The organism is Staphylococcus sp. FSL W8-1268 (assembly GCF_038003965.1).
GTDB lineage: Bacteria > Bacillota > Bacilli > Staphylococcales > Staphylococcaceae > Staphylococcus > Staphylococcus hominis.
The window spans coordinates 960016-973898 of the sequence record NZ_JBBOQE010000001.1 but is presented as its reverse complement, the minus strand read 5'-3'; the positions used below and the strand labels follow the sequence as shown (position 1 = coordinate 973898).

The following is a 13883-nucleotide window of genomic DNA, read 5'->3' as shown; positions in this document are numbered from 1 at the left end:
TAATAAAAAAAGTACCATCAAAATTTTAAATTTTGATGGTAGCCTCTCTTAGTTAAATGATTCAATTTTATCCATAATATTTTGTAATTCATCGACATTATATTGAATACGTCCATGGAATACAAATTTGTTAAAGAATTCGTCAAGTTGTTCAGGACCAACTAAAACCTTAACACTTGAGCTTTGTGCATAGTTTGAAATCGTTACGTCTTTATCATGTTTAGGATTAAAATATAAAATTGATGTTGGCTTATATTTAAGTCCTAATTCTGTTTGTAAATCTGTAGCTAAATTCTCAATTGCAGAAAGTTGATCAGAATAATTAATAAATGATAGTTTCGAATGATTATCTTCATGTTGATCAAGCACTAACGTTTGAGGCGCTTGTGTGTTTAAATCAAGTGTATCAAATACTTGCTTCAGCATTGGTAATTCTTGAAATTGTGCGCCGCTAATTCCATTATACACATGACCTTTTAATAATTGTGAATCAATGATATATAACCCAGTTCTAGTAAGCACAAGATGACTAATGCGTTGAATATTATTAAACTCATTACTTGGTAAAAATATATTAGCCATTATATGCATATCTTCACGTCTAATACGTTTTTCTTTAACTAAACGGTCTCTAATACCAATGAGTCTCATATCAGTCACGTATTCACTTTTATTTTTAGAAAATAATTTCAAAGCATCAATTTCACGTTCTTTTCCATTAACTGTAGCTTCAAATTCTTCTTTTTGTTTCGTTACTTGTTTTTTATTTTCAATACGTTCTTTTTCAAGTGCTTCCTCATGTGAAGATTTGAGTTGTTGTTCCTTGAGATTGTATTCTTCACTCGCTTTGTGTTTCATATTATTTTTACTTTTCAAGGCAACTAAAAATAGAATAAAACATATAATCGCTATGATTATCGCTACAATTAAACCAATCTCAATCGGTCCAAATGAATTCATTAGATAACGCTCCTTTTAAACTGTCAATATCTATCTATTATAATAGAAATAGACGATAATTTCGAGGTTTAACCTAATTGATTGATGTATATCCTACATTATTTTTGAACGGCATCTTTTAGGACATTCACTTTATCTAATTTTTCCCATGGTAACAATACATCAGTACGACCAAAGTGTCCGTATGCAGCTGTTTGTTTGTAAATAGGATGTTTTAAGTCAAGCATTTTAATGATACCTGCTGGTCTCAAATCAAAGTGTTTTCTTACCGCTTCAACTAATTGGCCTTCAGAAACTTTACCAGTTTTAAATGTATCAATAGCAATAGATACAGGTTCTGCTACACCAATTGCATAAGCTAATTGCACTTCACATTGCTCAGCTAATCCAGCTGCTACAATATTTTTTGCAACATATCTAGCTGCATATGCGGCAGAGCGGTCTACTTTTGTAGGATCTTTACCACTGAAACAACCGCCTCCATGACGAGCATAACCACCATATGTGTCTACGATAATTTTTCTTCCAGTTAAACCAGCGTCTCCTTGAGGACCCCCAATAACAAATCGACCAGTTGGATTAATAAAGAATTTAGTTTCATCATCAATTAAACCTTCAGGTACAGTTGGATAAATGACATGCGCTTTAATATCTTTTTGAATTTGTTCTAATTCAATGTCTTCAGCATGTTGAGAAGATACCACAATCGTATCAATACGTTTAGGTTTATCATTTTCATCGTATTCTACTGTTACTTGAACTTTACCATCTGGACGTAAATAATCTAAGGTACCGTCTTTACGCACATCTGATAAGCGTTTCGCTAGTTGATGTGATAAAAAGATTGGAAGCGGCATATATGTTTCTGTTTCATTTGTTGCATAACCAAACATTAATCCTTGGTCTCCGGCACCTGTTGCTTCAATTTCTTCTTCAGATATATCATTGCGATACTCAAGTGCTTTATCTACACCTTGGGCAATATCAGGTGATTGTTCATCAATAGCTGTTAAAACAGCCATTGTTTGATAATCGTAACCATATTTAGCTCTTGTATAACCAATATTTTTGATTGTTTCGCGTACTACTTTAGGAATATCTACATATGTAGACGTTGAAATTTCACCAGAAATTAAAGCCATACCTGTTGTTACTGTTGTTTCACAAGCGACACGTGCATTAGGATCGTCTTTTAAAATTTCATCTAAAATCGCATCAGATACTTGATCGGCGATTTTATCTGGATGCCCTTCTGTCACTGACTCTGATGTAAATAAACGTTTATTATAAGTCATGATTTGCTCCTTTTTTTAACTATATTTACGAAAATTCTCTTTTGACAATGAGCTTAAAATAAAAGAGCCTTCTCAACTACCTAGATAGAGAGAAGGCTCTTAAACGTCCATTCGCTCTTATCGTTCAGACAAATATTGCGTCTGCAAACGGTTTGGCACCTTTCTTTTAAAAAAAGAGGTTGCTGGGTTTCATTGGGTCCATGTCCCTCCACCACTCAGGATAAGAGAATCCGTTAAGACCTATACTACATAAATACATTAGAATTGTCAATTTTGAATTTTAAATGTTCTTTTATTTACAATGGAATAATTAAATCATTATGTTATACTATTTTAATGTAAGGGCTTACATTAATAAATGAATAGATATTTGGAGGGATGTTGTATGTCAATAGATACATACAGTGAAACACCTAAAATCAAACACTTATTAGAAAAGGAAACAACTTTATTTCAACTTTCTACTACTCAGCTTTATTACAAAATTTTAAACAATAATGAAGGTCAACTTACTGAACTTGGCGCAATTAATATGAGTACAGGTAAATATACTGGTCGTTCACCAAAAGATAAATTTATCGTTAACGAACCTTCATATCGAGACAATATTGATTGGGGAGACATTAATCAACCTATAGATGAAGACGTGTTTTTAAATTTATACAACAAAGTATTAGATTATTTAGATCAAAAAGAGGAATTATACGTTTTTAACGGTTATGCCGGAAGTGATAAAGACTCACAATTAAAATTAAAAATCATCAATGAGCTTGCATGGCATAATTTATTTGCCCAAAACATGTTTATCCGACCTGAATCTATTGAGGAAGCAAGTCATATTAAGCCAAATTTCACTATCGTTTCTGCCCCTCATTTTAAAGCTAATCCAGACGTTGATGGTACTCATTCTGAAACATTTATTATTGTTTCATTTAAACATAAAGTGATTTTAATTGGTGGTACTGAATACGCTGGAGAAATGAAAAAAGGTATCTTTTCAGTGATGAACTACTTATTACCTATGCAAGATATTATGAGTATGCATTGTTCTGCCAATGTTGGAGAAAAAGGTGATGTTGCTCTATTCTTTGGATTATCTGGTACAGGAAAAACAACATTATCAGCGACTCCAAATCGTAAATTAATTGGCGATGATGAACATGGTTGGAATAAAAATGGTATTTTTAACATTGAAGGTGGTTGCTATGCAAAAGCCATTCACTTATCTAAAGAAAAAGAACCTCAAATTTATAATGCCATTCAATATGGTACTATTCTTGAAAATACAATTGTTAATGAACGTGGCCATGTTGATTTTGATGATAATACGAACACAGAAAACACACGTGCTGCTTATCCAATTCATCATATCGATAATATCGTATTACCTTCTAAAGCCGCACACCCTAATACAATTATTTTCTTAACTGCAGATGCATTTGGCGTACTTCCACCTATTTCTAAATTATCTAAATCTCAGGCCATGTATCATTTCTTAAGTGGTTTTACGTCAAAATTAGCTGGCACTGAACGTGGTGTGACAGAACCTGAACCATCATTTTCAACATGCTTTGGCGCTCCATTTTTACCTTTGCACCCTACTAAATATGCGAATTTACTTGGTAAGCTAATTGATGACCATGATGTTGATGTATATCTAGTAAATACAGGATGGACGGGTGGAAAATATGGTGTTGGACGTCGTATCAGCTTACATTATACACGTTATATGGTAGATCAAGCTATTTCTGGCAAACTAAAACAAGCTACATTTACTAAAGATGAAATATTTGGTTTAAGTATACCAATTGAAATGGAAGATGTGCCTAAAACGATTTTAAATCCAATCCATGCTTGGAATGATCCTGAGGCTTATCGTCATCAAGCTAATGACTTAAAACAACGTTTTGAAGAAAACTTCAAAAAATTTGGAGATGAAGTAAAAGATATTGCTAAAAATGGTGGATTTAGTCATTAATAATATATAAACAAAAGACTTACAAAGATGACCGTTGTAGTCATCTTTATAAGTCTTGTTCTATATTATTCATCCATTGATGTATATAATCTAAAACTTCTTTCAATGCTTTCGGTCTTGGTACATGGCCTTCGTCAAGTTGATAAAATGTATCATGTTTGACCCCTTTAAGTTCTAGTTGTTCTTGAAGAAAATACGCTTGATGTATACCCACTTGCCAATCTTTACCACCATGTACAATTAAAATAGGTGGACTGTTTTGATTCAATGTACGTATCGCATTTCTTTGTTCATATGCCTCTTTATCTTTTTTCGGATGACCTACCATACGTCTTAGCATTCCCCTTAAATCTACACGTTCTTCATACATTAAATGAATATCTGAAACGCCACCCCAAATAATATAGCTATCAACTGGATCATCCTGAAATGATAATAGACCTTGAATTCCACCTCTTGAAAATCCAATCATATGGACGAAAGCTTGGGGATGCTTATTTTTTAATAGTCGAATAAGTACTGTTACATCATGTAAATCAGCATTACAAAATTCATCTTTTCCTTCACTACCATTACTTCCTCTATAATAGGGTCCTATAACTAATGTATATGGATCAGAAAATTGCATAAGTCTTGAAGCTCTTACTCTACCAACTTGCCCTTTTCCACCACGTAAATAAACTACAATACGTTTAACATTATGATACATTGGGACCATCTGTAACGCTTTTACCCTTAATTCGTCTACTGTATAAGTTAGTTCCTCAAATCGATGAGTGTTGGATTCAACAGGCATTGTTCTAATATTCGTAATACCCAAGATCTTTCACCCTTTCTAAACATTTTAAAATTGCTTCATCTTTAATTAAATAACTTTTTTGGTGCTCAGGAATCTCATTAACTAGATGAAATAATATAGGACCCTCTGTTTCCAAATAGTCATGTTTATGTTCAATGGATTTCACTTTAATCACATACACATCTTTTTTAAAAAGTGATTTATCAAAGGTATGAACTTGATATTGCGCGATATAATATAAGGCTTCTATCTTTCCACCTGTTTCTTCATAAAGTTCTCTAGCAATCGCTTGTTGACTCGTTTCATTAATTTCAACTTTACCTCCAGGGAACTCGATACCTCTTTTAGAGTGTTTAGTGAATAATAATTGATTTTGAAATATCGGAATAGCTAAAACATGGTTTCCGTTCGGTATATCATCATCAGTTTTATATTGCATCGTGACTCGTCTATCCTCTTGATCGATAAACTCCATATTACTCATCCCCCTCTTAAATGTGGTAAAATTATTTAATAATCAAATGTCTATAGGAGGTTTATTTATGCTTAAAAAATCATTTCTAAGCATCATTCGTTTTTATCAGCGTTTCATCTCCCCTATGACACCACCAACATGTCGATTCTATCCTACTTGTTCTGAATATACTAAAGAAGCTATAGAAGTATATGGCGCATTTAAAGGTGGCTACATGGGAGTAAAACGTATTTTAAAATGCCATCCATTTCATGAAGGTGGATTTGATCCGGTACCTTTAAAAAAAGACAAACATACACATCATCATTCATAAACAGATAATGCATTTATATTAATTTTAGGGGGATTGAAATATATCAATCCTTCTTTTAATTTGCCTATGCCTTGTGTAAAGTCTGTTTCAAAATAATATCCATCTGGAGTAATATCTCCTGGATAAGACCCCTCTTTTGCTAATAAAGCAGTAAAATATCGACTGAGTCCATATTCATACATCCCACCAACGATCACTTTAATATCTTTCTCTTTTAATAAGTGAATGAGTTCTAGCGCTCTATCTATTCCTCCCAGTCTAAATGGTTTAACCACAACTGCAGTGATAGGATATTGATGAATAATTTTCAAAATTGATTGTAAATCCGTTGCTTTTTCATCAATAGCAATAGCAGGATAATGCGTAACATCTATATAACTTAAATCATTTAAATCTTTAAATGGTTCTTCAACGTATAGAATATCGTGTTGATCAATCTCTTTTAATAATTGAAATTGTGACATATCCAGTGTTTCATTTGCATCGAGTGTAAGATTAAATTCAAATGGAAGTTCATTGCGTAGCTTTTTTATGTCGTTAATGAGATGAGAACTCCATTTTAATTTAATACGTGCTGGCTTTGTGTCTTTAAGTGTTTGTAATTGTGAAGAAGATAAACCACTTACTGTTGCACCATATTCAACGTTAAAGCACGGTTGTGAATAAAACATCTGATAAACCGCCATCACAACAGTACATCTAGTAGCCGGATAACTATCTAATAAATCAAGATAAGGTAACCAGTCACTAAATGTATTGAATGAATGATTTAAAATCTTTTTTGACCATTGTTGTATTCGTATTTTTACTGTCTCAATTGTTTCAGTATCATACCAATCCGTTTCAAAGGCATTACATTCACCAAAATAATTTTCCCCTTCATCAGAAATAAATCGTACTATGAGTGCTTTGCGATGTGTCATTTCGATTTTAGGCGTCGTAATCGGAGAATGAAACGGCGCGGTATAGTAATAAAATTGTATATCAATAATTTTCATTTAATGATCCTCAGTTCCAACTTTATTACGTTGTAATTTTCCAGTAGAAGTATAAGGTAATGCATTGACGCGTTGATATATCTTAGGAACTTTATATTTTGCTAAATGTTCTTGTAAGAAATCTATAAGGTCTTTAACCTCAATTGTTTCACTTGCGACATAATAAAGTGCTGGAATCTGACCCCAAGTATCATCTTCTTTAGGTACACATACTGCATCTATAATTCCATTGAATGTTTTAGCCACTGTTTCAATTTCATAAGGATAGATATTTTCTCCACCACTAATAATAAGGTCTTTACGTCGATCATAGACCATTACAAAACCATCACTATCTATTTCTGCAATATCTCCGGTTTTAAAGAAACCATCTTCAAATGTGTTATCCAAATCTTTAGGATACAAATATCCATTCATTACATTGTCACCTTTGATAAGTAATTCACCATGACCCTCTTCATTAGGTTGTTTAATACATACTTCAACGTTATCACTTGGTTTACCTACTGTATCATATCGTTTAGCTAACATATCTGGTGAAGCGGTTAGGAACTGCGAACATGTTTCCGTCATTCCAAAAGAATTATAAATAGGTAATTGATAACTCAATGCCTGTTGTATGAGCGTGGATGATAATTTTGCACCCCCAAGTAATATTTTTTCAATTGAATATGGCTTATTTAAACCAGCATCCATTAGCCACTTTAACGTTTGTGGCACAAGTGACACATGTGTAGGATATTCATTTTTAATAATAGTCAGCATATCTTCAGTATTATATTTATTTAATAAACGTACAGTAAACCCTTCAATGGTAGCACGTAAAATCACACTAAGTCCTGAAATATGATAAATTGGAAGAACCGATAACCATGTCGTTTGTTGATCAAATCCTAGACTTTCTTTACAACCTAATGCACTTGCATAGTGATTTTTAAACGTTTGAGGTACTGCTTTTTGGGGTCCTGTCGTCCCTGATGTAAACATAATAGATGCAATACGATGAATATCAAATTGTTTATGATTAGGCGCATCAGGATAATCGCTCAGTTGATTAAATGAGAGAACTTGATGTGAATGTAAATCGAACTCTTTTGTAGTTAAAATAAGTTGAACATTCACTGAGTTCATTTGATTGGTCATTTCAGTTGTTGTTAATCGTGTATTGATCATTGCAATTTCAATTTGCGCTAACCAACATGCGTGCACTAAAATAATAGACTCAATGTCGTTTCCAATATATAGTCCTACCCTACTTTCATTTAAAGATAATAATTTCTTTGAAAGCTGATACGCTGCAGAATATAATTGATTATATGTTAATGTATACTTACCATCTGTAACCGCAATTTTGTTTTTGTTTTTTATACTTTGCTCTTTTAACCAAAATTCCACTATTCATTCCTCCAATAGTTATACATACTATATTATAACGATTTTTAAATGACTTAACAGGATTCATGTTTAAATTTATTTTGTGATTGTTTTATTTTTTAAAAGATATTACCCTTTTTAGATAAATATAGTTAAATACTTGTAGCTATAAAAAACCCAGAATGGAAAATAACCATTCTGAGCTACTGTACGGAGAGTAAGAACATAAAAAGAGCAAGGTCAACATGTCAGAGAATTATTTTCTTGACACATAATTGACACTTGCTAAGTCTAAACCCTATGATATAAAGCTTTTGATACGGAGAGTAAGGGATTCGAACCCTTGAGACGCGATAAAGCGCCTACACACTTTCCAGGCGTGCTCCTTCAGCCAGACTCGGACAACTCTCCTCTATTCAATTAAATAAAAAAACAGAAGCGATGTTTCACTTCTGTTTATATGACTCCTACGGGACTCGAACCCGTGTTACCGCCGTGAAAGGGCGGTGTCTTAACCGCTTGACCAAGGAGCCATGGCTCCGCAGGTAGGATTCGAACCTACGACCGATCGGTTAACAGCCGATAGCTCTACCACTGAGCTACTGCGGAATAATTAAATTATGGAGCGGGTGATGGGAATCGAACCCACAACATCAGCTTGGAAGGCTGAGGTTTTGCCATTAAACTACACCCGCTTAATAACGATTATGGGGCGGTTGATGGGAATCGAACCCACGAGTGTCGGAACCACAATCCGATGCGTTAACCACTTCGCCACAACCGCCAAAGTGTAAATGGTTCAGGACAGAATCGAACTGCCGACACATGGAGCTTCAATCCATTGCTCTACCAACTGAGCTACTGAACCTTAATCTTAAGTCAAAAGTAATGGCGGTCTCGACGGGAATCGAACCCGCGATCTCCTGCGTGACAGGCAGGCGTGTTAACCGCTACACTACGAGACCTATAAAATTATGTATTGCGGGAGGCGGATTTGAACCACCGACCTTCGGGTTATGAGCCCGACGAGCTACCGAACTGCTCCATCCCGCGCTAATATTATTTAGTACTTCAAACGAGTACTTAATTAATATATCATTTAAGTCACTGTAATGTCAACACTTTTTTAAAATAATTTTTACAATACTTTAATTATAAGTTTAAATAATTATGAGATAATTATTTTTAAGTAGTGCTTTTTTCAATACTTTATTAGTATATATATTAATATCTATATAGTCAATAAAAATTATAAATTAATTTGTGTAAAAAAACGCTAAACTTAAAAATTTTTATTTTGTGGGATAATTTAGATGTAAAATCTCATAATTATTATTACTCTTTATATTACTATTTGATACTTTCCCACTCTAACATTATTGTGTCATATATTTTTGCATTTTTTCTTGTAGTTCACTGAAAGAAACGAAGCCTTCTTCTTCTAGGAAGTGACCTCCTTCTTCAACAATTCGAATTGATCCTCCTAAAGCTTGCAACAACTTTTCAGTTTCCTTATAAGATACATGTTCATCATCTTTTGAAGCAAGGCCGTGAAAGTGTTTAACCTTTTTCTTAATCTCATCATAATCAATGGTAATATGATCTAAATTAACAGATTCATCAATGTCTTGCGCATCTTCTTTAAATCCAGCAATACTAAAAAAGCCTTCTATTGGACATTTTAAATCTACTTGTTCAATAAATTTCAAGGCAGCGATTGAACCATAGCCATGGGTTACAACATACGTATCAGGATGATTGATTTTAATTTGTTGTTTCATAGCCTTTATCCACGTATCTAATTTTTTGTTATCCTCTTTATCTAAATTAAACAATTGTACATTATATCCTTCAAGCGCTAGGTTATGTTTTAACCATTGATACCAATGATTATGTGCATTTCCTATTTGTGAGTGAACAATAATTACATCTGTCATTTCTTATTCTCCTTTTCTCCTTAATAATGACTATTTATTTTAAAATAAAGCACTTTAAAGAGAAAATATAACCTCTAAAAAGTGCTTATTTACTATGCTTTATTTATAATTCGTCTATTAATTCTTCAACAGCATTTTTACCCTGTTGAATACAATCAGGTAAGCCTACCGCTTCAAACGGTGCACCGGTAATGCGTAACCCGTTATATTGACGTTTTACATGGGTTTGTATATTGCGAATTTGAGTCATATGACCAATATGATACTGTGGCATACTTTTTGGTAATCGATTTACTATCGTAAAATCTGGATCACCTTTAAACGTCATCATTTTACTTAAATCTCGACGTGCGATATTTACAATTTCTTCATCAGTATGGTCGTCTACAACCGTATCACCAGGTTTTCCTACATACGCACGTAATAATACTTTACCTTTTGGTGTTGTAAATGGCCACTTTTTAGTCGTCCAAGTACATGCAGTAATATCTGTATGACTAGTTCTCGCAATGACAAATCCAGTACCATTATAAGTATTTTCAATATTTTTCTCATCAAATGCAAATACAACCGTTGCAACTGTAGTAGAATCCATAGTATTAAAGTATTCAAATGCTGAATCATGATTAAACCATTTCATAAACGTTTGATGTGGTGTCGTAACAAGTAAACCATCAAACGTCTCTCGACTATTATGTGTAACAATCTCATAATTATCATTATGAATATGAATATCTTCTACTGGTGTATTGTATTTGATGTGTACACCTTTTTGTTCAACATTTTTAGCTAGTGCTTCAATAAATGAACTTAGCCCATGTCTAAATTGTTTGAATTGTCCTTTAGGAGCGCCCGGATAAAGCTGACGTTTTCTTGTACGTTCGCGTTTTTCATATTTCATTCCTTTAATTAAACTACCATATGATTCTTCTTTATGCTTGAAATTAGGGAACGTACTCATCAAACTTAATTGATCAATATCTGTTCCATAAATCCCTCCCATAAGAGGCTCAATCAAATTTTCCAGCATTTCGTTTCCTAAACGTTTTCTGAAGAATTCACCAACCGAAATATCATTTTCTATTTTAATAGGCGGAATAACTAAATCTAATCCTGCTCTTAATTTTCCTAAAGGAGAAATTAAACGTGTTTTTAAGAAAGGTTTAATATCTGTTGGAATTCCCATAATTGATCCGCCAGGAATAGGATACAATTGGTTCTTAGCAAAAATATAGGATTGTCCTGTTTGATTCGTAATTAAATCATCTTCAAGACCTATATCTTTTGCTAAATCTGTCATGATCGTTTTTCGACCTAAGTAAGATTCTGGACCAAGTTCAATAGTATAACCATCGCGGCGATAAGTTTGAATTTTACCTCCAGGTCTTGAAGTTGCTTCAAAAATAGTTACATCTATGTCTTCATTATAATGTTTAAAATAATATGCACTGGCTAGACCTGTAATGCCAGCGCCTATAATTGCAACTTTTTTACTCACAACATGTCCCTTCCTTTTTAAAAAACTGTTTTAATTTCGTCGACAATTGCACCTATAAATAACGGATTTGTATTAGGCATTTCTGGTCGATAGTAATTAGCACCAATGTCATCGCAAACAACTTTACACTCATAATCATTATCGTAAAGTACTTCAAGATGTTCACAAACAAATCCAACGGGTGTATAAATAAAGTTTTTATAGTGATGTTCTTTGTATAATTCTCTTGTTAAATCTTGTACATCAGGTCCTAGCCAGGGCGTACCTGTATTACCTTCTGACTGCCACCCTTGCGCTACATGTTTAATATTTGTAGAAGCTTCTAAACGATCCATTGTATCTTTAATTTCATTAGGATAAGGATCATTATTACGTTCTATTAATCCTTTAGGTAAACTGTGCGCAGACACGATTAAAATTGTTTCATCATGTTCTTCTTCCGGAATTTTAGCTAGTGTTTCATTTACTTTATTTGTCCAGTATTTAATAAATTTAGGTTGTTGATAATAACGTTCAACATGATGTAGTTGTATACCATATTTATCCGCTTCTTCTTTAGCCCGTTTATTATATGAACCTACTGAAAAACTTGAATAATGAGGCGCTAATACGACTGTAACTGCCTCTGTAATACCATCATTATGCATTTTTTCAACTGCTTCTTCAATATAAGGAGAAATATGTTTCAATCCTAAATATAATTTAAATTCTACATCATCATATGTTTTATTAAGTGCATCTGTAAGTGCTTCAGCTTGACGATTTGTGGTACCTGCAAGTGGAGAAAGTCCACCTATAAATTCATAACGATTTTTTAAATCTTGAAGCTCTTCTTCAGTTGGTCTTTTACCATGTCGTATATCTGTATAATATGGTTCAATATCACTTTCTTTATATGGCGTACCATATGCCATTACTAATAAACCTACTGTTTTAGTCATTCTTAAAACCTTCCCTTTTAAAAATAAATTTTTATGATTCTAATTTTATTTTTGCGTATAATCATGAACCAGTTGTGTTACTTTTTTAAGTGTATCTGGTTGAACTTCTGGGAAAACGCCATGACCTAAGTTAAATATATGTTTACCTCTTTGCATTCCTTCATCAAGTATTGCTTTAACTCTTTGTTCTAATACATCCCATGGCGCTAGTAATAATGAAGGATCTAAATTACCTTGTAATGTTTTATTTACACCTAATTGATCTGCTTGCAAAATAGATGTACGCCAGTCTAAACCTAGAACATCTATTGGTAAATCATTCCATTCATTAATAAGATGACTAGCCCCTACACCAAATAATATAACAGGAATATTATGTTGTTCTTTAATTCCACAGACCAACCGATCCATAAATGGTTTTATATAATATCGATAATCTTGTACATTAAGTGCGCCTACCCATGAATCAAAAATTTGAATCAATTCTGCACCTGCTTCAACTTGAGCAGTTACATATTTAATTGAAACGTCTACAAGATGATTCATTAAAGCAAACCAAGTCTCTTCATCGCCATACATCATTGCCTTAGTAAATGTGTAGTTTTTAGACGGCCCGCCTTCAATCATATAAGATGCTAATGTAAAGGGAGCACCCGTAAATCCAATTAAAGGTACATTTAATTTTTCTTCAGTTAGAATTTTAATTGTTTCTAGCACATAAGGCACGTCTCTTTTGGGGTCGATTTGAGTTAATTTTTCCACATCTTTCACAGATTTAATGGGATTGTGAATTACAGGTCCTATACCAGATTGAATTTCAACATCTACTCCGATAGGTTTAAGTGGTGTCATAATATCTTTATATAACACAGCTGCATCAGTATTGTAATTATCAACAGGTAGATGTGTTACATATGCACAAAGTTCTGGTTGATGTGTAATATCAAAAAGTGAATACTTTTCTTTTAATTTGCGATATTCTGGTTGCGATCTGCCAGCTTGGCGCATAAACCACACAGGTGTGTGTGAGGTTAATTCCCCTTTAATTGTTTGTAAAATTGTATTATTTTTTTTATGCACCATTTTGTCCTCCTAAATTAAAATCATTCTTATTCATAATATCACAACATAAAAGATTTCGCGTTTCTTAAATATTAAATGTCATAAAAATGACAAAGCACTTCTATCTATTCTTTAATTTTAAATTTGTAATTATAAGTGAATTGATTTAAATAAATTATTCACAATTTATTTTCTTATTTTAATTATTTATAATAGCTAGTCTTATCATTTAATCGTATAATATACATAAATA

12 protein-coding genes, 8 tRNA genes and 1 riboswitch are annotated in these 13883 nt (G+C 32.9%); of the genes, 2 read left to right on the top strand and 18 right to left on the bottom strand.

Translation table 11 applies throughout. From position 1 onward, the window contains the following. Window positions 1-48: 48 nt before the first annotated feature. Window positions 49-960, bottom strand: coding sequence for an NERD domain-containing protein (locus NST64_RS05090; RefSeq protein ID WP_002449668.1), 912 nt, complete (start codon window positions 958-960; stop codon window positions 49-51). A gap of 98 nt (window positions 961-1058) precedes the next feature. Further along, complete coding sequence (gene metK / locus NST64_RS05085) at window positions 1059-2255, bottom strand: methionine adenosyltransferase (RefSeq protein ID WP_002449627.1); 1197 nt, start codon at window positions 2253-2255, stop codon at window positions 1059-1061. 114 nt (window positions 2256-2369) lie between these two features. Further along, window positions 2370-2482: riboswitch (SAM riboswitch) on the bottom strand. A gap of 158 nt (window positions 2483-2640) precedes the next feature. Between metK and pckA the strand changes: the two genes are divergently transcribed. Then, window positions 2641-4233 (top strand): phosphoenolpyruvate carboxykinase (ATP), encoded by a 1593-nt coding sequence (gene pckA / locus NST64_RS05080; protein ID WP_002455165.1) that lies wholly within the window; start codon window positions 2641-2643, stop codon window positions 4231-4233. A gap of 46 nt (window positions 4234-4279) precedes the next feature. On the opposite strand, the gene NST64_RS05075 is transcribed toward pckA, so the two are convergent. Next, window positions 4280-5053: an alpha/beta hydrolase family protein gene (locus tag NST64_RS05075; protein WP_002455164.1), complete on the bottom strand. Its 774-nt coding sequence runs from the start codon at window positions 5051-5053 to the stop codon at window positions 4280-4282. Further along, window positions 5034-5507 (bottom strand): RNA deprotection pyrophosphohydrolase, encoded by a 474-nt coding sequence (gene ytkD / locus NST64_RS05070; protein WP_002449666.1) that lies wholly within the window; start codon window positions 5505-5507, stop codon window positions 5034-5036. The genes NST64_RS05075 and ytkD overlap by 20 nt, the downstream gene beginning before the upstream one ends. Window positions 5508-5574: 67 nt before the next feature. Between ytkD and yidD the strand changes: the two genes are divergently transcribed. Next, window positions 5575-5820 (top strand): membrane protein insertion efficiency factor YidD, encoded by a 246-nt coding sequence (gene yidD, locus NST64_RS05065; RefSeq protein WP_002449651.1) that lies wholly within the window; start codon window positions 5575-5577, stop codon window positions 5818-5820. Here yidD and menC read toward each other — a convergent pair. The 14 genes from menC to hemE form a co-directional block, all read right to left on the bottom strand. Next, window positions 5811-6818 (bottom strand): o-succinylbenzoate synthase, encoded by a 1008-nt coding sequence (gene menC, locus NST64_RS05060; protein WP_049418264.1) that lies wholly within the window; start codon window positions 6816-6818, stop codon window positions 5811-5813. The two genes, yidD and menC, sit on opposite strands and share 10 nt — an antisense overlap. Next, window positions 6819-8213: an o-succinylbenzoate--CoA ligase gene (menE, locus tag NST64_RS05055; RefSeq protein ID WP_002488441.1), complete on the bottom strand. Its 1395-nt coding sequence runs from the start codon at window positions 8211-8213 to the stop codon at window positions 6819-6821. Between the two features lie 299 nt (window positions 8214-8512). Next, window positions 8513-8603 (bottom strand) — tRNA-Ser (locus tag NST64_RS05050). 50 nt (window positions 8604-8653) lie between these two features. Beyond that, a tRNA-Glu gene (locus NST64_RS05045) sits at window positions 8654-8725 on the bottom strand. Window position 8726: 1 nt separating this feature from the next. After that, window positions 8727-8801 (bottom strand) — tRNA-Asn (locus NST64_RS05040). A gap of 12 nt (window positions 8802-8813) precedes the next feature. Next, a tRNA-Gly gene (locus NST64_RS05035) sits at window positions 8814-8887 on the bottom strand. Window positions 8888-8900: 13 nt separating this feature from the next. Further along, window positions 8901-8976, bottom strand: a tRNA-His gene (locus tag NST64_RS05030). A gap of 11 nt (window positions 8977-8987) precedes the next feature. Further along, window positions 8988-9060 (bottom strand) — tRNA-Phe (locus NST64_RS05025). A gap of 21 nt (window positions 9061-9081) precedes the next feature. After that, window positions 9082-9157 (bottom strand) — tRNA-Asp (locus NST64_RS05020). Window positions 9158-9171: 14 nt separating this feature from the next. Beyond that, window positions 9172-9245 (bottom strand) — tRNA-Met (locus NST64_RS05015). Window positions 9246-9568: 323 nt separating this feature from the next. After that, complete coding sequence (locus NST64_RS05010; protein WP_077700529.1) at window positions 9569-10129, bottom strand: RBBP9/YdeN family alpha/beta hydrolase; 561 nt, start codon at window positions 10127-10129, stop codon at window positions 9569-9571. A gap of 103 nt (window positions 10130-10232) precedes the next feature. Further along, a complete protein-coding gene (hemY, locus tag NST64_RS05005; protein WP_002455160.1) occupies window positions 10233-11627 on the bottom strand; it encodes a protoporphyrinogen oxidase in 1395 nt (464 codons plus the stop codon). Between the two features lie 17 nt (window positions 11628-11644). Continuing rightward, window positions 11645-12568 carry a ferrochelatase gene (gene hemH / locus NST64_RS05000; RefSeq protein ID WP_002449636.1) on the bottom strand — a complete coding sequence of 308 codons (924 nt, stop codon included), beginning with the start codon at window positions 12566-12568 and terminating at the stop codon, window positions 11645-11647. Window positions 12569-12613: 45 nt separating this feature from the next. Beyond that, the gene (gene hemE / locus NST64_RS04995) at window positions 12614-13651 is read right to left on the bottom strand and encodes a uroporphyrinogen decarboxylase (protein ID WP_002449650.1); all 1038 of its coding nucleotides are present in this window, start codon (window positions 13649-13651) and stop codon (window positions 12614-12616) included. Between the last annotated feature and the right edge of the window lie 232 nt (window positions 13652-13883).